This window comes from Butyrivibrio sp. INlla14 (assembly GCF_900102515.1).
Classification (GTDB): Bacteria; Bacillota; Clostridia; order Lachnospirales; family Lachnospiraceae; genus Butyrivibrio.
The window spans coordinates 22,867-44,507 of sequence record NZ_FMVS01000031.1 but is presented as its reverse complement, the minus strand read 5'-3'; the positions used below and the strand labels follow the sequence as shown (position 1 = coordinate 44,507).

The 21,641-nt window shown below is 38.5% G+C and carries 15 protein-coding genes; 14 read left to right on the top strand and 1 reads right to left on the bottom strand.

Features of this window, described 5'->3' with window-relative positions:
- The first annotated feature begins 205 nt into the window (after positions 1 to 205).
- The 4 genes from BLO53_RS16310 to BLO53_RS16295 all read left to right on the top strand — a co-directional run bounded on the left by BLO53_RS16310 (position 206) and on the right by BLO53_RS16295 (position 6,955).
- Positions 206 to 2,881, top strand: coding sequence for a heavy metal translocating P-type ATPase (locus BLO53_RS16310; RefSeq protein ID WP_092063999.1), 2,676 nt, complete (start codon positions 206 to 208; stop codon positions 2,879 to 2,881).
- 143 nt (positions 2,882 to 3,024) lie between these two features.
- Positions 3,025 to 3,462 (top strand): dUTP diphosphatase, encoded by a 438-nt coding sequence (locus BLO53_RS16305; protein WP_092063995.1) that lies wholly within the window; start codon positions 3,025 to 3,027, stop codon positions 3,460 to 3,462.
- Between the two features lie 108 nt (positions 3,463 to 3,570).
- A complete protein-coding gene (gene gltX, locus BLO53_RS16300; RefSeq protein ID WP_092063992.1) occupies positions 3,571 to 5,055 on the top strand; it encodes a glutamate--tRNA ligase in 1,485 nt (494 codons plus the stop codon).
- A complete protein-coding gene (locus tag BLO53_RS16295; RefSeq protein ID WP_092063989.1) occupies positions 5,045 to 6,955 on the top strand; it encodes an ATP-dependent helicase in 1,911 nt (636 codons plus the stop codon). The genes gltX and BLO53_RS16295 overlap by 11 nt, the downstream gene beginning before the upstream one ends.
- Here the strand turns inward: BLO53_RS16295 and BLO53_RS16290 are convergent.
- Positions 6,886 to 7,251 carry a DUF1292 domain-containing protein gene (locus tag BLO53_RS16290; RefSeq protein ID WP_092063987.1) on the bottom strand — a complete coding sequence of 122 codons (366 nt, stop codon included), beginning with the start codon at positions 7,249 to 7,251 and terminating at the stop codon, positions 6,886 to 6,888. The two genes, BLO53_RS16295 and BLO53_RS16290, sit on opposite strands and share 70 nt — an antisense overlap.
- A 120-nt stretch (positions 7,252 to 7,371) precedes the next feature.
- Here BLO53_RS16290 and BLO53_RS16285 point away from each other — a divergent pair, with 120 nt between their 5' ends.
- The 10 genes from BLO53_RS16285 (at position 7,372) to mreC (ending at position 21,631) form a co-directional block, all read left to right on the top strand.
- Positions 7,372 to 9,333 (top strand): alpha-amylase family glycosyl hydrolase, encoded by a 1,962-nt coding sequence (locus BLO53_RS16285; RefSeq protein ID WP_092063985.1) that lies wholly within the window; start codon positions 7,372 to 7,374, stop codon positions 9,331 to 9,333.
- Positions 9,320 to 10,564, top strand: a complete 1,245-nt coding sequence (gene pepT, locus BLO53_RS16280; protein WP_092063983.1) for a peptidase T — start codon at positions 9,320 to 9,322, stop codon at positions 10,562 to 10,564. Before BLO53_RS16285 ends, pepT begins: the two co-directional genes overlap by 14 nt.
- Before the next feature lie 33 nt (positions 10,565 to 10,597).
- Entirely contained in the window at positions 10,598 to 12,052 is a 1,455-nt protein-coding gene (gene miaB, locus BLO53_RS16275; RefSeq protein WP_092063981.1) for a tRNA (N6-isopentenyl adenosine(37)-C2)-methylthiotransferase MiaB, read from the top strand.
- Between the two features lie 87 nt (positions 12,053 to 12,139).
- On the top strand, positions 12,140 to 14,782 hold the full coding sequence (mutS, locus tag BLO53_RS16270; protein WP_092064005.1) for a DNA mismatch repair protein MutS: 2,643 nt from the start codon (positions 12,140 to 12,142) through the stop codon (positions 14,780 to 14,782).
- A complete protein-coding gene (gene mutL / locus BLO53_RS16265; RefSeq protein WP_092063978.1) occupies positions 14,783 to 16,747 on the top strand; it encodes a DNA mismatch repair endonuclease MutL in 1,965 nt (654 codons plus the stop codon).
- 1 nt (position 16,748) lies between these two features.
- Positions 16,749 to 17,687: a tRNA (adenosine(37)-N6)-dimethylallyltransferase MiaA gene (gene miaA / locus BLO53_RS16260; RefSeq protein WP_092063975.1), complete on the top strand. Its 939-nt coding sequence runs from the start codon at positions 16,749 to 16,751 to the stop codon at positions 17,685 to 17,687.
- Positions 17,668 to 18,963, top strand: a complete 1,296-nt coding sequence (locus BLO53_RS16255) for a methionine gamma-lyase family protein (protein WP_092063972.1) — start codon at positions 17,668 to 17,670, stop codon at positions 18,961 to 18,963. Before miaA ends, BLO53_RS16255 begins: the two co-directional genes overlap by 20 nt.
- A gap of 70 nt (positions 18,964 to 19,033) precedes the next feature.
- The gene (gene radC / locus BLO53_RS16250) at positions 19,034 to 19,747 is read left to right on the top strand and encodes a RadC family protein (RefSeq protein ID WP_092063969.1); all 714 of its coding nucleotides are present in this window, start codon (positions 19,034 to 19,036) and stop codon (positions 19,745 to 19,747) included.
- Positions 19,748 to 19,757: 10 nt separating this feature from the next.
- Positions 19,758 to 20,762, top strand: a complete 1,005-nt coding sequence (locus BLO53_RS16245) for a rod shape-determining protein (RefSeq protein WP_026487827.1) — start codon at positions 19,758 to 19,760, stop codon at positions 20,760 to 20,762.
- Positions 20,762 to 21,631, top strand: a complete 870-nt coding sequence (gene mreC / locus BLO53_RS16240; protein ID WP_092063967.1) for a rod shape-determining protein MreC — start codon at positions 20,762 to 20,764, stop codon at positions 21,629 to 21,631. The genes BLO53_RS16245 and mreC overlap by 1 nt, the downstream gene beginning before the upstream one ends.
- Positions 21,632 to 21,641: the final 10 nt, after the last annotated feature.

Here is a 21,641-nt window from a genome sequence, read left to right as displayed (position 1 = left end):
CGTTTTCTTTTAATTATAATGGAAAAGCCCAGCAATTAATAGCCTTAATTTAATTAAATATCAATTAGACAAGACACTAGAACTGTAAATAGACTACTTTTATTACATAATAACATGATATTTATTCTGATTTGAATTTTTTATGGAAAAATATTATTATAATAAAGGATTGTACAAAATCTTTTTGCTGGAAAAGGAAAAAATTATGGATAAATATATAGTAACAGGCATGAGCTGCGCTGCATGTCAGGCCAGGGTTGAAAAGGCCGTAAGTGGCCTGGAGGGAGTTGATAGCTGTAGTGTTAATCTTCTTACTAACACGATGTTAGTTAAGGGTAACGCAAATAGTAGTCAGATTATAGATGCAGTCGAGAAGGCAGGCTATGGAGCAAGCTCCATGAATGGAGAATCTAAAGTTTCATCAAGTGAAACAGACGCTGATAGTGGCAATTTATATGCTGCAGAGGAAGAGGCTCTTAAGGATCATGAAACTCCTGTATTAAAGAAAAGACTTATTTATTCTATTGGCTTTTTGATTGTCCTGATGTATTTTTCAATGGGGCATATGATGTTTGGATTTCCGCTTCCAGGCTTCTTTGACGGAAATCATGTGGCTATGGGGCTTGTACAGATGCTTCTGGCCATAATAATCATGTTTATCAACAAGAAGTTTTTTGTAAGCGGCTTTTCTTCTCTGATACATAGAGCGCCTAATATGGATTCCCTGGTTGCACTTGGAAGCGGTGCGTCATTTTTATACAGCCTTGTGGCTTTGTTTTTGATGACGGATGCTCAGGTTAAGGGCGATGCTGATGCAGTTATGGGCTATATGGATAATCTTTATTTCGAGTCAGCTGCTATGATCCTTACACTTATTACAGTTGGCAAGATGTTAGAAGCAAGGAGCAAAGGAAGAACAACAGATGCCTTAAAGAGTCTTATAAAGCTTTCTCCCAAGGAAGCGGTTATATTAGATGCTGCAGGAAAAGAGATAACTGTTCCAATTGAAAATATCAAGCTTGACGATATATTTGTTGTAAGGCCTGGTGAGTCAATTCCGGTTGATGGTGTTATCATTGAAGGAAACAGCGCTGTTGATGAATCGGCTCTAACAGGTGAGAGTATTCCAGTAGATAAAGCTGTTGGTGACATTGTTTCATCTGCTACGATAAATCAGGATGGCTTTATTAAGTGCAGAGCACTCAGAGTTGGAAAAGATACATCTCTTTCTAAGATAATACAGATGGTAAGTGATGCTGCATCAACAAAGGCTCCGATAGCCAAGGTGGCAGACAGAGTAAGCGGTGTTTTTGTTCCTGTGGTTATAGGAATAGCTCTTTTGACCTTTATAATATGGCTACTTGTGGGAGCAAGCTTCCCGTTTTCTTTATCAAGAGCGATTGCAGTTCTTGTAATAAGCTGTCCATGTGCCCTTGGCCTTGCTACTCCAGTTGCCATCATGGTTGGAAATGGAATGGCTGCCAAAAACGGCATAATGTTTAAGACCGCTTCAGCTCTTGAAAATGCAGGAAAGACCAAGATAATAGCTCTTGATAAGACAGGAACTATCACAAAGGGTGAACCTGTTGTGACTGATGTTTATACTGCAGAACACTTTTCGTCAAGCGGTTACTCAATTGGAAGACTTTCTGAGGATGAGCTTTTGGAAACAGCTGCAGCTCTTGAAAAAAAGAGTGAGCATCCACTTGCCAAGGCTGTTGTCAAATATACTGATGAAAATATTTTTGATATAGAAGATGAAGTAAAGGATTTTAAGGCTTATCCGGGAAATGGCCTTGAAGGCTACTACAATGGACATTTGGTAAGGGGCGGCAATCTTGAATTTATAAAAGAAAAGGCAATAGTTTCTCCTGAAATAGAGCTAAGAGCAAAGGAACTATCACAAGAAGGAAAGACACCTTTATTTTTCTCAAAGTCAAATTCTCTATTGGGACTTATTGCTGTTGCTGACACTATTAAAGAGGACTCAGCAAGTGCGATTTCAGAACTTAAAAATCTCGGAATCCACGTGGTCATGCTAACGGGGGACAATGAAATGACTGCCAGGGCAATCGGCAAAAAGGCAGGCGTAGACGAGATAGTTGCCGGAGTAAAACCAGAAGGCAAGGCTATGGTGGTAAAAGAGTTGTCTAAAAAAGGAATGGTAGCTATGGTTGGTGATGGTATTAATGACGCGCCTGCTCTTACTACAGCAGATATAGGAATTGCAATCGGAGCAGGAACTGACGTTGCAATAGATGCCGCTGATGTAGTTCTTATGAAAGATTCACTCCTTGATGCTGCAGGAGCAATCAGACTTTCAAGGCAGACCCTTAAGAACATTCACGAAAATCTCTTCTGGGCTTTCTTTTACAATGTGCTTGGAATTCCACTTGCTGCAGGAGCTTATTATCACGCTTTTGGCTTATCCTTAAGCCCTATGATCGGCGCAGCAGCTATGAGCTTATCCAGCTTTTTTGTAGTAACTAACGCCCTTAGACTAAATCTTTTTAATATAAAGGACTCTTCTAAGGATAAGGTTATAAATAAACCTGTTAACACTAATGTATTAAGTACTGGCACAAATAGTGCTAAAATAAATATTGATGATAAATCACAATTAAACAATGAATCAAATCTAAATTTAGATATAAAAACGGAGGAAAAAACAATGACAAAGACAATGCGAATCGAGGGAATGATGTGTGGACACTGCGAGGCAAGAGTTAAGAAAGCTCTTGAAACAATAGAGGGAATCACTCTTGCAGAAGTTAATCATGAAAATGGAACAGCTGTCATAACACTTACATCAGATGTATCTGATGACAAGCTTCGTCAGGCAGTAGAAGATCAGGATTACAAAGTTCTTGGAATCGACTGATATTTGACTACATAATCTGCGCATCAGATGAGAAACTTGAGGGCTGTTATCATTCCAGGTAACAGCCCATTTATATTGTATCTATTCAATAATAATGATATTCTAATTTCTGGGTAAAGATGAAAAAAGAAAAGAGGAGAGTCATGGAGAAAACAATAAAGATCAAATATTTTAACGACAAGCTTCAAAAGCTTGAATATATAGATGGAAAATCAGATTGGATCGACCTTAGAAGTGCAGAAGATGTTGATCTCAAGCAGGGAGAGTTTAAGCTTATTCCTCTTGGTATTGCAATGGAAATTCCTGAAGGCTATGAAGCCCATGTTGTTCCACGTAGTTCAACTTTCAAAAATTTTGGAGTGATACAGGCTAATTCAATGGGCATCATAGATCATTCCTACTGCGGAGATAATGATCAGTGGTTTATGCCTGTAATTGCAATGCGCGATACTCATATTTCTTTTAACGACCGCATTTGCCAGTTCCGCATTATGGAAAATCAGCCAACTATTGTATTTGATGAAAAAGATCACCTTGAAGGCGCAGATCGTGGCGGCTTTGGATCAACTGGCAAAAATTAAGAGTTCTTTTGACACAGATTTCTTATTGTGCTATAACAGAACATTGTGACAAAAAAAGTTTTTATGCTTCAATTTTGGAGCTTACAAGAATAATAAAACAAGGAGAACATCATGAAAATTCGTACAAGATATGCACCTAGTCCAACAGGACGTATGCATGTAGGTAACTTAAGAACAGCTCTTTATGCTTATCTTATTTCAAAGCATGAGGGTGGAGATTATATTCTGAGAATTGAGGATACAGACCAGGAGCGCTTTGTAGAAGGTGCTACTGAGATCATTTATCAGACACTTAAGGATACAGGTCTTGTACATGATGAAGGTCCTGATATCGGAGGCCCTGTTGGACCTTATGTTCAGAGTGAGAGACAGAAAGCCGGCATTTATATGCAGTATGCCAAGGAACTTGTCGACAAGGGCGAGGCTTATTACTGCTTCTGTGATGAGGAGAGACTTGCTACTCTTGTTCAGGAGATAGATGACGGAAACGGCGGTAAGAAGCAGATCAGTGTATATGACAAGCACTGCCTCCACCTTTCAAAAGAGGAAGTTGAGAAAAACCTTGCTGAGGGTAAGCCTTTTGTTATCAGACAGAACAATCCTACAGAGGGAACAACTACTTTCCATGATGAGCTATACGGAGATGTAACTGTCGAGAATAAGGAACTTGATGACATGATCCTTATTAAGTCTGACGGATATCCAACATATAACTTTGCAAACGTTGTTGATGATCACCTTATGGGTATCACACATGTTGTTCGTGGTAACGAGTACATTTCATCATCACCTAAGTACAACAGACTTTACGATGCTTTTGGATGGGAAGTTCCTAAGTATATCCACTGCCCACTTATTACAGATGAGGAGCATCATAAACTCTCTAAGAGATCTGGTCATTCATCATTTGAGGATCTTATCGAGCAGGGCTTTGTTGCAGAAGCTGTAGTTAACTTTGTAGCTCTTCTTGGCTGGTCTCCAGAGGATAACAACGAGATCATGAGTCTTGAAGACCTTATCAAGAAGTTTGACTATACACGTATCAATAAGTCTCCAGCAGTGTTTGATTATACAAAGCTTAAGTGGATGAATGGTGAGTACCTTAAGGCCATGGATGATGACAAGTTCTTTGAAATGGCAAAGCCTTACCTTGATAAAGCTATTACAAATGAAGCTCTTAAGTCAGATGACAAGAAGATGCATCAGATTGCATCAATGGTAAAGACAAGAATTGAAATATTCCCTGATATTGAGAGTATGGTTGATTTCTTTAATGAGATGCCTGAGTATGATACAGGAATCTATACACACAAGAAGATGAAGACCAATGAAGAGACATCACTTGCTGTTCTTAAGGAGGTTTTACCTCTTCTCGAGGCACATGATGACTACACCAATGATTCTCTTTTTGCACTTCTTTCAGACTATATCAAGTCTCACGAGTACAAGAACGGTTATGTTCTCTGGCCAGTTAGAATTGCAGTTTGTGGTAAGGAGATGACACCATGTGGAGCTACTGAACTCATGGAAGTTATCGGCAAGGACGAGACAATCGCCCGTATGAAGAAGAGCATAGCACTTCTTGAAAAATAATATAAATGGTAATGCCGCTCAGATGGAGGCAATTCTTCACGAGGATGGCCCTGCAATGGTTCTTGCAGGGCCAGGGAGCGGCAAAACCTTTGTTATTGTCCATAGACTAAGACATCTTGTAGAGGAGTGTTCAGTAGATCCTTCGCAGGTTTTAGTCATTACATTTACGAAAGCTGCCGCCCTTGAGATGCAGCACAGATTTTTAAAGATCACTGATTCTAATTATCCTGAGGTGTGTTTTGGCACATTTCATTCTGTTTTTTACCAGATCATTCGATCGTCGAATCCATCAAACAGATTACAGATCATAAGTGAGATTGATAAGTACAAGATTGTTAAGGATATTATCTTAAGATTATCTAATAATGCCGGAAGTAACAGGCAGGATTTTATTGATTCTTTAGATTTGATAGGAGATATACTGTCAGAAATATCCAGAGTAAAGAATGTAGGTTTTTCCAAGGAGGATAAGCACGAGAATGTTCCTCTTGGCAGGTATTTTAATGTGATATTTGAGGAGTATAACAAAGCTCTTAGGGAATTTGGACTACTGGATTTTGATGACATGATAATTGAATGTTACAAGCTTTTATGCGAAAACCAAGGCATACTTGAGAGTTTTAGTGAACGCTTTAGATATGTTCTGATTGATGAGTATCAGGATATAAATATGATGCAGTATAAGGTCATAAGACTCCTATGCAAAACTAATAATCTCTTTGTTGTAGGAGACGATGATCAGTCAATTTATGGCTTTAGAGGGTCGGATCCTTCTATCATGCAAAAGTTTGAGACTGAGTTTGATGGTAAAAGCCCTAGGATCATAAATCTAAATATAAATTACCGTTGCGGTAAAAAGATATTATCAGCATCTAACAAGCTGATTGCAGATAATACAATCAGGTTTAAAAAAGAACTTGTTGCAGATGATTCAAATGGGGAAGGCTATGTTTATCCAAGGAGATATATTGATAAGGCTCAGCAGAATAAGGCAATCATAACTTTTTTATCTGAGCATATGCATGAACTTGACAGAATTGCTTTTATCTTCAGGACAAACTCTGAGGCAATGTTTCTTGCAAATACCTGCAAAATGGCAGGTATTCCAACAAATCTTGATACAAAGGCAAAAAGTTTTGCGGACTCAAAAGCTGTAAGACTCTGCGAAAATTATTTAAGGTTTGTGTATGAGGGCAAAAAGAGGGAGTTCTTTTTCAAGATCATGAACAGTCCTAAAAGGTACATTAGTAGGAGCGCTGTAACGCAGAGCATTGTAAATGAGGCACTTCTTAGAAACTATTATCGGGGGAATTCAGAAAAGCTAAGGGAAATAGATAAACTATTTAGGCAGCTTAATATGTTAGGACACATGAGGCCTACACTTACTATTAGGTTCCTTAGAAATGAAATAGGAGTAGATAAGCTTTATCCTGGAGAAATCGATGCTTTAAATGAACTGTCAGAGCTTTCAACAAAATTTGAGGATAATAAATCTCTTTTAAAAGAGTTATCCGATATACGTGAGAAAAGTTTTCAGTTTCTCAAAAATCCTACAGCAAAAAGAAATGGAAAATGCGTATCTCTTTTAACGATGCATGGCTCTAAGGGTCTTGAATATGACTATGTTTGGCTTCCTGGACTTAATGAGGGAATAATTCCTAGTAGGAGTAGCGTGACCTTATCACAGATAGAAGAAGAGCGCCGCATGCTCTATGTCGGGATGACCAGGGCAAAACAGGCGCTCATAATGTCATATATTACAGGAACAACAGAAAATCCTATGTTGCCGTCAAGATTTCTAAGGCCCATAAGATATCTATGGGAGAAGGATCATTCTTCTCCGTCAAGTCCTTCCTCTGGAAGCTCTACAAGTTCATCAAACTCAACGTCATCAAGATAGAGGTCAAAGGCTTCAGATACAGCCTCATATTCAGCATCATCACTGATGTATCCAAGCTCGGGCTCCTTGTCATTAGAACCATCCCAGATGAATTCGTAGAACCAGACATTACCATCATTATTCTGACCATTTTTATCAAGTGGCAGGAGAACAATGTAATCTTTATTGTTAACTGTCAGAACAATCATAATAGCGCAATTGACAACCTCGCCGTGATCTAGCTCGATTTCTACGGTATCCTGCTCGCCATTTTCTATTCTGGTGTTCATTTCAGTAGCTACTTTTGAAAATTCCATAAATAGGCTCCTTTATATGTGTTTTACTAATTACACCTAGATTATAGCATAGATTGTGTGCATATAAAGCAAATATGTGATAAAATAAGACGGCTATTGTGAAAAATAAGGAAGTGTATCATGCGGGGAAAATTCGAAATTTGTAATGAAAAGCCATATCCTCTTGGCTGTTATATTGACTATGATAAGAGTCTTGTTGTAAGAACAGTATTTTCAGAAGATGTAAAATGCGGTATTACTCTGTATCCCGAGTCTATACAGGATGGCCTTGAGCCTTTATCTATAACTTTACCCTCAACTCTTAAAAAGGGTGCTATTTATTCTGCAAGGATAAAGGGTATTGATAATATAGACAGTTACAGATCCTACAACTATTTTCAGGGGGATTCATATTTTTGCGACGCTTATGCAAGGCATGTGATAGGCCTTGAGAGCTTTGGCAAGGATGTTCCTGACAATGAGATCAGAGCTTTTCTGACCAATAAATCCCGCTCAGATTATGATGTTTCTTGTTTTGATTGGGGTGGAGACGTAGCCCCTAATATTCCTTACGAAGATAGCTTTGTTTATCTTTTGCATGTTCGCGGATTTACTAAGAGCTCTGGCAGCGGTGTTACTCTTTCTAAGCGAGGAACTTTTAGCGGCATCCTTGAAAAGATCCCATATCTTAAAGAACTGGGCGTTACAACTCTTGAGCTAATGCCGGCCTATGAGATGAATGAGGTTGAAAATCCTTTAAAGAGTGCCAGTAGCCTTGAAAAGATAGTTTATTCCAGAGATGGTTCTTTAGTTGATGGGAAAGATATCACAAAGAGGCTTAACTATTGGGGCTATAAGAGAGGTTACTATTTTGCTCCAAGAACTGCCTATTGTGAAAAACCAGAAATGGCTGAAACTGAATTTAAGACCTTTGTAAAGACTCTCCATGAAAATGGAATTGAAGTTATTATGCAGTTCTTCTTCCAGGACAATGAAAATGAGTCGCTTATTATAGATGCTCTTAGATACTGGAGATGCTCCTATCATATTGATGGATTTCATCTTAAGGGCGGACGGATCCCTGTCAGGCATATAGTGAAGGATCCGCTTTTTACAGATGTTAAGATCTGGTATGACTGGTTTGATACAAGAGATATTTATGGAAATATCATTCCAAAAGAGAGAAAGCTTGCTACCTATAATAACTCATTTTTATATGCGTCCAGACGCTTTTTAAAGAGCGATGACAATACAGTTTCCGATTTCTTTAAGGCAGAAACCTTAAATGATGAGAGCCAGGGAAATATTAATTATATCTGTGATTATGAGGGCTTTAGATTAGCCGATCTTGTGGCCTATGAACACAAGCATAATGAAGAAAATGGAGAAAATAATAAAGACGGTTCAGACAATAACCTTAGCTGGAACTGCGGAATAGAAGGTAGGACCAGAAAACACAGTATTCTTGCACTTAGAAACAAGCAGATAAAGAATATTCTCACCATGCTGTTCATGGCTCAGGGAACACCTATGATATTTAGCGGTGATGAGTTTGGCAATTCTCAGGGAGGCAATAATAACCCTTATTGTCAGGACAATGAGACTGGCTGGGTAGATTGGAAGGCTCTTGACAAGAATAAAGAGATATATGAATATGTTAAATTCCTTGTGGGCTTAAGATTTTCTCACAAGTTCTTACACAACCGCAGACCGTTTAAACTTATGGACTATATTTCTTGCGGATATCCGGATCTTTCATGTCATGGCAAGGAAGCCTGGAGGCCAGATCTTTCTGGCTATAGTCATGTCCTTGGTATGTTATATTGCGGGCAATATGACAAAGATGATGATGAGAAGCCTTTTATCTATATCTGCTTCAATATGCACTGGAATATGACTGAATTTGCTCTGCCTAAGCTTCCAGACGGGCTAAAGTGGAGTCTTTTATCTGATACAGAGAGTTCTAATGATAGTTTTAAGGTTATTGAGAGCCCTGATAAAGATTTGCTTTCAGAGAGAAGCGTCAGGATCTACAAAAGTGTTAAGGATCCTGAATACAAAAAGAAAAAGGAAGTCAGGAGAAAGAAAAATGGGAAAAATTGACGTAATAGAAAAGTTTTTAAGATATGTAAAAATTGATACTCAGTCGGATGATACTACAGGCACATCTCCATCTACAATGAAGCAGCATGACCTTGCCAAGCTACTTGCGGATGAACTGACAGCTATTGGAGCATCTGATGTTTACTATGACAAGGACCACTGCTATGTATATGCCAGCATTCCATCCAATATTGACGATGGTAAGGAAAGACCTGCTATCGGTTTTGTATCACATATGGATACATCTGATGAAGTAAGTGGCAAGGATGTTAAGCCAAGAATAGTAGAGAGTTATAAGGGAGATGATATTGTTCTTTCTGCAGATGGCAAAGTTATCCTATCTCCAAAGGATTTTCCTGAGCTTTTAAATCATGTCGGAGAAGACCTTATCGTAACAGATGGAACAACTCTTCTTGGTGCAGATGACAAGGCAGGAGTTTCAGAAATCATGACAATGGCTGAAACTCTTTTGACAGATTCATCTATTAAACATGGTGATATCAAAATTGCCTTTACACCTGACGAAGAGATTGGAGCAGGCACAGCATTCTTTGATATCAAGAGGTTTGGAGCTAAATATGCCTATACTGTTGACGGTGGCAAGCTTGGAGAGCTTGAATATGAGAATTTTAACGCTGCTGAGGGTAACATAACTGTTAACGGCAGAAGCGTTCACCCTGGTGATGCCAAGAATAAGATGGTGAATGCGGCACTTATCTGCTATGAATTTCATTCACTTCTTCCTGTGTTCCAGAATCCTATGTACACAGAAAAGAGAGAAGGGTTTTTCCATTTAACAGAGGTAAATGGTGGATGTGAGAAGGCTACCGCTTCCTATATCATAAGAGACCATGATGAGAAGCTCTTTGAGGAAAAGAAAGCTCTTTTTGCTGCTGCCGGAGAGTTTCTAAACAAGAAGTATGGCGCCGGAACTGTTGAAGTAGAAATCCATGATCAGTATTACAACATGATTGATAAGATACGTCCTCATATGCACCTTGTTGATAATGCCAAGAAGGTTATGACTAGTCTTGGAATCACACCTATTGATTCTCCTATACGTGGTGGCACGGATGGAGCTGCACTTTCATATAAGGGACTTCCTTGTCCAAATCTTTGCACTGGTGGTTACAACTATCATGGCAAATATGAGTATGCTTCAATCCAGGAGATGAAAAAGGTTGTTGATATTCTTCTTGGAATAGTAGATGCCTATGGCAAGGATTATTAATTAGTTATTGTTTGATTTAGAAAGAGTTAGTAAATGAGTAAAGAAATAAATATTTTAAATAGTAATAGATCAGAAGTGTCAGATAACGAGAGCCTTAAGCAGCTTGAGTTTATTGAAAAGGCCAAGGTTTATGTGTCTGACCTTGAAAAGGAACTAGGAAGAAAGCCCACAGCCTGTGTTGTTACCTTTGGATGTCAGATGAATGCCAGAGATTCAGAAAAGCTTCTCGCTATCCTAAAGCTTGTTGGCTATGAGGAGACTGAATCTGAAAAGGCGGATTTTGTCATCTATAATACTTGTACAGTCCGTGATAATGCAGATCAGAGAGTCCTTGGAAGACTTGGCGCATGCAGCAATCACAAAAAGAAAAATCCTCATATGAAGATTGCTATATGTGGCTGTATGATGCAGGAACAGTCAGCTGTTGAGAAGATACAAAAGAGTTATAGATTTGTTGATCTTATTTTTGGAACACACAACATATATAAGTTTGCTGAACTTTTATGTACATGTCTTGAATCAGACAGAATGATAATTGATATCTGGAAGGAAACGGACAAGATTGTAGAAGACCTGCCTGTTCTTCGTAAATATCCATTTAAGTCAGGCGTTAATATCATGTTTGGCTGTAATAATTTTTGCACCTACTGTATTGTGCCTTATGTACGAGGAAGAGAGCGCTCAAGATCTCCAAAAGATATTATTAGAGAATGTGAGAAGCTTGTGGCTGATGGAGTTAAAGAGGTCATGCTCCTTGGACAAAATGTTAACTCCTATAGTAATGACTTTGCAGATAATGATCCAAACAAGATCACATTCCCTCAGCTTTTGGAGGAAGTATGCAAGGTAGAGGGGCTAGAGAGAGTTCGCTTTATGACTCCTCATCCCAAGGATTTTTCCGATGAACTATTGGATGTTATCGCAAGAAACCCTAAGATTGCAAGGCATATCCATCTGCCTCTTCAGTCCGGAAGTACAGAAATCCTTCGCAGGATGAACAGAAAATATACTAAGGATCAGTATCTTGAACTTGTAGATAAGATCAGAAACAAGCTTCCTGATGTAGCTATTACTACAGATATTATCGTTGGTTTCCCTGGAGAGACACCTGCAGATGTTGATGAAACCATAGATGTCGTTAAGAAAGCACAGTTTGACAATGCTTTTACCTTTATTTATTCAAAGAGAACAGGAACTCCTGCTGCCGGCTTTGCTGATCAGGTTCCAGAAAAAGAAGTAAAGGAAAACTTTGACAGGCTTCTTAAAGTTGTTCAGGAAACAGCGAGAGTACAATCTGAAAAAATGACTGGAATGAGTGCTGATGTACTTGTTGAAAGCGTCAATGATCAGGATGCATCTTTAGTAACAGGCAGGATGAGCAATAATACACTTGTTCATTTTCCTGGTGATGAGTCACTTATAGGGGAAATTGTTAAGGTGAAGCTTTCTGAATGTCATGGCTTTTACTTTACAGGGGAAAGAGTATAAATATATTTTGTATTAAGGGGAAATTTTGTTGTGGAGAGCTTAAGCACAGCTTCGTATAACACAGTAGATACTGAAAAAGTATCACCTATGATGCAGCATTATCTGCAGACCAAAAAAGAGAATAAGGACTGTATTCTCTTTTACAGGCTAGGAGACTTTTATGAATTGTTCTTTGATGATGCTATTGTTGCATCCAAAGAACTTGAATTAACACTTACAGGTAAGGCCTGTGGCCTTGAAGAGAGAGCTCCCATGTGCGGAGTTCCTTTTCATGCTGTAGATTCTTATCTTACCAAGATGGTTTCAAGAGGGTATAAGGTTGCAATCTGCGAGCAGACTGAGGATTCCAAGCTTGCTAAGGGTATCGTAAAAAGAGAAGTCACAAGGATCGTAACTCCTGGTACTAATCTTAATATGCAGTCCCTTGAGGAGACCAAGAATAATTACATAATGAGTATCCTGTATACTCCTGATAATGTTGGCATTTCCATAGCTGATGTAACAACTGGAGATTATTTTCTTACAGAGGTTTCAACCTTAAGAGAAGCTCTTGATGAAATTGGCAAATACATGCCGTCCGAGATTATCTGTAATGAAGCATTTTCTTTTAGCGGAGTAGATATTGAGGAACTAAAAAACAGACTGCAGACCTTTGTTAATCCTCTTGAAGCAAGATACTTTGATGAAGACAGTAGTAAACGTCTTATCATGAGACATTTTAAGGTTTCATCCCTTATTGGCTTTGGACTTGATGACTTTCCTAACGGAGTTGTTGCCGCAGGAGCTCTTCTTCAGTATCTTATCGATATGCAGAAGTCAGATATTTCAAATATCACTCATGTATATCCTTATCTTGCAAGCAAATATATGCTTCTTGATAGTTCCACAAGGCGTAATCTTGAGCTGGTTGAGACTATGCGAGATAAGCAAAAGAGAGGAACTCTTTTGTGGGTACTTGATAAGACCAAGACTGCCATGGGAGCAAGAACATTAAGGAGCTTTATAGAGCAGCCTCTTATCGACAAAGAAGAAATATTAAAGAGACAAAGCGCAGTTGGTGCCCTGGTCAAGAATGTAGTAACAAGAGAAGAAATCAGAGAGTATCTTGGTCCTATCTACGATTTAGAGAGACTAATGTCCAAGATTGTATATAAGACCGCCAATCCAAGGGATCTTCTAGCATTTAGAAACTCTATAAAGATGATACCTGCCATAAAAACTTCTCTTTTAGATACTGCAGACAATGAGGAGCTTTCTAGGCTGCAGGAGGAACTTGATCCTCTGCGTGATATTTATGAACTGATAGATCAGGCTATTGTTGAGGAACCACCTCTTGCTATAAAGGAAAGCGGGATCATCAAAGATGGTTTTGATGAGGATATTGATCATTTCAGAGAGGCTGGTACTAATGGCAAACAGTGGCTTGCAGAAATGGAAGACAGTGAAAAAGAAAAGACAGGGATCAAGAACCTAAGGATTAAGTATAGTAATGTATTTGGCTATTCCTTTGAAGTTACTAATTCCTTTAAGGATAAGGTTCCGGAATATTTTATCAGAAAGCAGACTCTTACTAATTGTGAGAGATACACTACTCCTGAACTTAAGGAACTTGAAGATACAATACTAAATGCTCAGGACAAACTAAATAACTTAGAGTATGAGATGTTCTGTAAGATAAGGGATTCCATTTCACTGGAGATTGACAGAATCCAGACTACGGCCAAAGCAATTGCGCTACTTGATGTCTATGCTTCACTTGCTTATGTGGCTGAAAAGAATCACTATGTTAAGCCATCTATAAACGAGAAGGGAGCAATAAATATCAAGGACGGAAGACATCCTGTAGTTGAGAAAATGCTTGATACATCAGATATGTTTATCTCAAATGACACATATCTTGATAATAAAAAGCACTGTATTTCTATTATCACAGGCCCTAATATGGCAGGTAAATCAACCTATATGAGGCAAACTGCACTTATAGTTTTGATGGCTCAGATAGGAAGCTTTGTTCCTGCATCAAAAGCAGATATGTGTGTTGTTGACAGGATATTTACAAGAGTTGGAGCTTCTGATGATCTTGGTAGTGGTCAGTCTACATTTATGGTTGAGATGAATGAAGTTGCTAATATCTTAAGAAATGCTACTCCGAATTCACTTTTGATCCTTGATGAAATTGGAAGAGGAACCAGTACCTATGATGGACTTGCTATAGCATGGGCTGTTACAGAACATATCAGTAATAGAAAAATCATTGGAGCCAAGACCTTGTTTGCTACTCACTATCATGAGCTTACTGAGCTTGAGGGCAAAATGGATAATGTCAATAACTACTGCATTGCAGTTAAGGAAAATGGTGATGATATTGTCTTTTTACGAAAGATAGTAAAGGGCGGTGCAGATAAGAGCTATGGTATACAGGTTGCTAAGCTTGCCGGAGTTCCTGATATGGTAATTGACAGGGCAAAAGAGATTGTGGCTGAGCTGTCTGAAAATGATATTACAGAAAAGGTTCAGGCTATTGCCAGAGACAATAAGAGCGATAAAAAAGTTAAGGTCAAGCACTACGATGATGTTGATACAAATCAGATGGCACTGTTTGATACAGTGACTGATGAGGATGTTTTAAAGAGGCTTCAGGAAATAGATATTACTACGCTGACGCCAATGGATGCTTTAAACACGCTTTACAAATTACAAAGTGACTTAAAGAACAGGTGGAAAAACTAAATGGCCTTCATAAATGAGCTTGATAAAAATACTATTGATCAGATTGCTGCTGGAGAGGTGGTAGAAAGACCTGCCAGCGTAGTCAAGGAACTTGTTGAAAATGCTATTGATTCAGGCGCCACAGCAGTTACTGTTGAGATTAAGGGCGGTGGAATCGATATGATACGTGTATCGGATAATGGAAGTGGTATAGAAAAAAGTCAGATCAGAAAGGCTTTTAAGCGTCATGCCACAAGTAAGCTCAAAAATATAGATGATCTTTTTAGTATTCACTCCTTGGGATTTAGAGGTGAAGCTCTTTCTAGTATTTCTTCTGTTGCACAAGTTGATATGATAACCAAAACAAAAGAAGATCTGACTGGAACAAGGTATTCTATAAATGGCGGAGAAGAAGTTGCCTTTGAGGAAATCGGTGCCCCAGAAGGGACAACATTTATTGTAAGAAATCTTTTTTATAATACTCCAGCCAGAAAGAAATTTTTAAAAACACCACAGACGGAAGGAAGCTATATAGGGGATGTTATGGAGCACCTTGCTCTTGATAATCCAACTATTTCTTTTCACTACATAAATAATAAGGACGACAAATTCTCTACTTCAGGAAATGGAGACCTTAAGGAGCTTATATACAGAATCTATGGTAGAGATGTTTCTGTAAGTGTAAGACCAATAAATGCAGAAGAAAAGGGAATAACAATTGAGGGCTACCTTGGAGAGCCTTCTCTTAACAGATCTAACAGGAACTTTGAAGTTTTCTTTGTTAATGGCAGATATGTTAAAGATAAAGTAATTTCAAAGGCTTTGGAGGAAGGTTACAAAGAGTATCTTATGATGCACAAGTTCCCCTTTGCCATTCTCCACATTAGAATGGACCCTTCTATGGTAGACGTTAATGTTCATCCAGCCAAGTTAGAGGTCAGATTTGACAATCAGGCTGTTATTTATGAGGTAATAAGGTCAAATGTTGAAAGGGTGCTTAGTACCCAGGAAATGATTCCTGATGCTCTTTTATCAAGTAAAGAGGATGAAAAAGAAGAAAAGATTTCCCAAAAAGAAGAAATTTCTGAGAAAGAAGATGAAAAAACTCCAGTTAAAACTGTTGCTCCTCAGCCTTTTGAAAGAATTCGCTTTGAAGAGAACATTATTTCTGAGAAGTCAACGCCTGTATATGCTACAGGAGTTAAGGAAGAGCCTATAAAGATTGAAGATGTCAATAAATCAGCGGTATGGACCAGGATTTTCGGTGACTTGGACGGAAGAGAGGCAGAAAAGAAAGAAAAGCCGTCTCCTATAATCAAAAGTTCAGAGGCTATTGTTATTGAGAAAAAGCCTGTTCAGCTGGATCTTTTTGAAGAAAAGGTATTATCAAAAGAAAATGTCAAGGAATATGAAATTCTGGGACAGATTTTTGGTACATACTGGATCATTGCTTTTAAGGATAAGATGTTCATGGTAGATCAGCATGCTGCTCATGAAAAAGTAAACTATGAGCGCATGATAAAGAGATACAAGTCAGGTGATATGCTCTCGCAGATGGTCAATCCGCCAGTAATTGTGACATTATCTTCTGCCGAAGAGGAAATCTTTTTACAGTACAGACAGTATTTTGAAAAACTTGGATTTAATATAGAGAACTTTGGCGGTCATGAATATGCCATGAGAGCTATTCCAATGGACCTTTTTGGATGTGATAACGAGAAGGATATGTTTATTCAGATTCTTGATGAGCTTTCTCATGAAACAAGCATGGACAGAACGCCAGATGTAATCAATTACAAGATAGCAAGTATGGCCTGTAAGGCTTCTGTAAAAGGAAATACTAAGATGACCAGGCAAGAGATGGAAGCTCTTTTGGATGAACTTCTGACACTTGATAATCCCTATAACTGTCCTCATGGCAGACCAACAATCATTTCAATGAGCAAATATGAAATAGATAAAAAGTTTAAACGAGTGGTTGAATAATATGCAAAAGCTTATAGTTTTAACTGGCCCTACAGCAGTTGGAAAAACTAAATTATCAATCGAACTTGCAAAGAGATTAGGCGGAGAGATCATCTCCGCTGATTCTATGCAGGTCTATAAGTATATGAACATCGGAACTGATAAGATAACTCCTGACAAAATGGAAGGTGTGCCTCATCATCTTATAGATTTTTTGGAGCCCTCTGAGGAGTTTAATGTTTTCATGTTCCAAAAGCTAGTTAAAGAAGCAATACAAGACATATCATCAAGAGGAAAGATTCCCATTATAGTAGGTGGAACAGGCTTTTATATTCAGGCTGTATTATATGATATTGATTTTACTGAGACTGACGAAGATGACTCTTTTAGAAAAGAACTTGAGAAAAGGGCAATAGATGAAGGTAGTCATGCTCTTCATGAAGAACTGAAAGATATTGATCCTGAATCCTATACAAGTATCCACGAAAATAATGTAAAAAGAGTTATCAGAGCTCTTGAATATTATCACAAAACCGGAAAACCAATATCAGAGCACAATAAGGAGCAACGTCAAAGAACATCTCCTTATGACTTTAAGTATTTTGTCTTGACAGATGATAGAAAAACGCTATACTCACGCATAGACAAAAGAGTGGATATGATGATGGAAGAAGGACTTTTAGAGGAAACCAAAAAGCTTATCCATATGAATATACCACTTAGTTCTACTGCTTCTAAGAGCCTTGGATATAGGGAAATGTTTGGATATATTGATGGAGACTATGATCTTGACAGGGCAATATATCTTATAAAACAAAATACAAGGCATTTTGCAAAAAGGCAGCTCACCTGGTTTAAAGGTGAGAAAGATGTGATCTGGATTGATAAAAGAGATTTCGGTCACGATGATGAATTAATTTTGAAAGAGATGATAAGGATTTATGAACAAGGAAATGTATAAGGCACTTGGTATTTCAGAAAATGTAGTTGATTTTGGAGAAAAGATATTAAGTGACCTGGAAGTAAGATTTAAGAAAATTGATGAAAATGCAGAATATAATCAGCTTAAGGTTTTGAAGGCAATGCAGGAGAACAAGGTCAGCGAAGCTTGTCTTCTTGGAACCACTGGCTATGGATATAATGATATAGGTCGTGAGAAGCTTGAAGCAGTTTATGCGTCCGTTTTCCATACAGAAGATGCGCTCGTAAGACCACAGATTACCTGCGGAACACACGCCCTTGCACTTGCCCTTATGAGTAATCTTCGCCCTGGAGATATGCTATTTTCCCCAGTTGGCAAGCCCTATGATACTCTTGAGGAGGTTATTGGCATAAGACCATCCAAGGGTTCTCTTGCTGAATATGGTGTTAGCTATAGTCAGGTTGATCTTTTGCCTGATGGTTCTTTTGACTTTGACAATATTAAAAAGACTCTTCTTGAAAATGATAATATTAAGCTTGTTACTATACAAAGGTCCAAGGGATATCAGACAAGACCTACACTTTCAGTTAGCAGAATAGGGGAACTGATTTCTTTTATCAAAGGCATCAAAAAAGATGTTAAATGCATGGTAGATAACTGCTATGGTGAATTTGTAGAAGAAAAAGAGCCTTCAGATGTGGGAGCTGATATGGTTGTGGGCTCACTTATCAAGAATCCAGGCGGCGGACTTGCACCTATAGGCGGTTACATTGCTGGAACAAAAGAGTGTGTTGAAAATGCAGCTTTCAGATTAACTTCTCCAGGACTTGGAAAAGAGGTAGGTGCTTCACTTGGAATTCTTCCTCAGTTCTATCAGGGATTTTTCCTTGCTCCTACTGTTACAGCATCTGCTCTTAAAGGAGCTATTTTTGCAGCTAATATTTATGAGAAACTTGGATTTGATGTTTGCCCTAATGCAACGGAGGACAGACATGATATAATTCAGGCTGTGACTTTTGGAAAGCCTAAGGGAGTAATAGCATTTTGCCAGGGAATTCAGGCAGCTGCGCCTGTTGATTCTTTTGTAGCACCTGAACCTTGGGATATGCCTGGCTATGATGCACAGGTTATCATGGCTGCGGGAGCTTTTGTTTCCGGTTCGTCTATTGAGCTTTCAGCAGATGGACCTATAAAGCCGCCATATTCTGTATTTTTCCAGGGGGGGCTTACATGGCCTCACGCTAAGCTTGGAATCCTTAAGACTCTCCAGAGTCTTGTGGATGCGGGGCTTATAAAAGAATCTAGTTTAAACTAATCACTATTTGTGGTAAAATACAAAGTGGTCTTTTTCTGATTGTCTGGAGTTGTTATCAGAAGGAGACAATATGAAATCATTCAACAAACTACTTGCAGAGAATACTGTTTATCAGGAATCTCTTCCTTACGAAAGATTTTTAAACTTTGGGGCTGAGAGCCTTACTGATGCTGAGCTATTGGCTATAATCATCAGAACTGGGACTAATATGAGTTCTCCGGTAGATATAGCGAATCAGATCATTAGCATGGGACGAGGTAAGGAGAGAGGGCTAAATGCACTTTTTTCTTTATCTCTTGATGAACTTATGAGTATTCATGGAGTAGGTCAGATTAAGGGAGTTAAGCTTAAATGTATAGCTGAACTTGCTAAGCGGATGTCTTATCACAAGAACCTTGAAGAGCTTGATTGTAGTAACTCCAAGAATGTTGCGGATTACTACATGGAGAGGATGAGACATGAGGAGCAGGAAAAGGTTATTCTTTTATGTCTTAACAGTAAAATGGGACTTATAGAGGAATGCTTATTATCAATAGGTACAGTTAATTCCGCAAGTCTTTCTCCCAGAGATGTTTTTATGCATAGCCTGAAATGTGGGGCAGCTAATCTTATACTTCTTCACAATCATCCGACGGGTGATCCTACTCCCAGTAAGGCAGATGTAGGTGTGACTAAGAGGATCATAGAATCAGGGAATATGCTTGATATTCATTTAAGAGACCATATTATTATTGGAGATAAGTCATATTGCAGTCTCATGGAAAAGGGACTTTTATGGCTATAAGGAGGGCGTTTTGGGTAATATTTTTGGAATTGATCTTGGAACTAGTAACATCAAGATCTACAACAGAGACGAGGATTCATTAACAGTTGAGAAGAATATGATTGCCATTGAGAATAAGACTAATGTCTTTGCATATGGTAATTCTGCATATGAGATGTATGAAAAGGCACCAGATAAGATCAAGATTTCTTATCCTCTTAACAGTGGTGTAATTGCTGATATTGAGCATATGGAGACTTTGGTCAAGCTCTTCTTGACAGATCAGATGAAGGGCTCAGTTAAACCTTGTGAAGTATATATTGCTGTTCCCAAGGATGTTACAGAAGTTGAGAGAAGGGCCTTCCATGACCTAATAAATGATGCTGGTATCAAGGCCAAGAAGATCATGATGGTTAAAAAGCCACTTGCTGATGGACTTGGCATGAATGTAGATGTTATGAATTCCCAGGGTGTTCTTGTAGTTAATGTGGGATATGACACAACTGAGATTTCTATCTTGTCTCTTCGAGGAATTGTTGTTAGTAAGCTTATTAAGGTTGGTGGCAAGAAGTTTGATGAATCTATCAGAAACGTTATCCGTAAGGAATTTGGTCTTCTTATTGGCGAAAAGACTTCAGAAGCTGTAAAGATTTCTCTTAAGGACCTTGAAAAGGAAGGCAAGGATGCTGTTGTTTATGGCAGAGATATTGTAACAGGTCTTCCTGTTGAGCGTAAGATTCCTACTGAACTTCTTAATCAGGCACTTATCGAGAACTTTGATGCAATTCTTGATAACATCAAGGCGGCTCTTGAGAAGACTCCACCAGAACTTGCTGCTGATATTTTCAAGCATGGTCTTTATCTTACTGGTGGCGCTTCACAGGTATGCCATCTTGCACAGAGACTTAGTAATGGTGTCGGCCTAAATGTAAATATTGCTGAGAATCCAGTGGGTTCAGGAGCTCTTGGACTTGCAAAGATCATCAAAGAAGACCAGTATAAAGCTCTTGCATATGGAATTGAAGAGGATAAATAATGAGTCCCATTATCAAGAGAAGAGGAGAAGAATTTACTCTGCCAAGTAAATATCTCCTCTTTATTTTAACATTGTTGTGCATTGGCACGATTGTCATAACTTTTAATACTAATCTTTTTACAGGCCCGCTTAATTCTTTTGCTGGCATTTTTGTTGTACCTTTTCAAAAGGGTATCACAACTGTAGGAACGTATATGAGAGAAACCTCTGACAAGCTTTCCTCTATAACAAAACTTCTTGAAGAAAATGAAAGATTGAAGAAGGAAATTGATGAGCTCACAATTCAGAACACTACTCTTGAACAGGAAAAGTACGAACTTACTGAGCTTAGAAATATGTATCAGTTAGATGGTCCATATGAACAGTATGAGAAGGTTGGAGCCAGAATAATAGCCAAGGATGCTGGCAACTGGTATCACTCTTTTGTCATTGACAAGGGGTCTGATGACGGCCTTGCTATTGATATGAACGTTATGGCTAATGGAGCTTTGGTAGGAAGGATCATTGATGTTGGTCCTGATTGGGCCAAAGTTCAGTCAATAATTGCAGATAATGCTTCCGTCAGTGGTATGGTGCTTGCTTCTTCTGATAATCTTATTGTTTCCGGCGATCTTGAACTTTACAAGCAGGGATTTATCAGATTTTCCAAACTGGTTGATGATGTTGATAAGGTGAGCATAGGAGATAAGGTTGTAACTTCAAATATCAGTGACAAATATCTTCCAGGCATCCTTATTGGCTACATCTCAACTATTGATGATGATTCCAATAACCTTACCAAATCCGGAACTATAACGCCTGCCGTTGATTTTGAACATATGAATGTTGTTCTTGTACTTTTGGAGCTAAAAAAAGATATCGGTGATTAAGGGAAATATA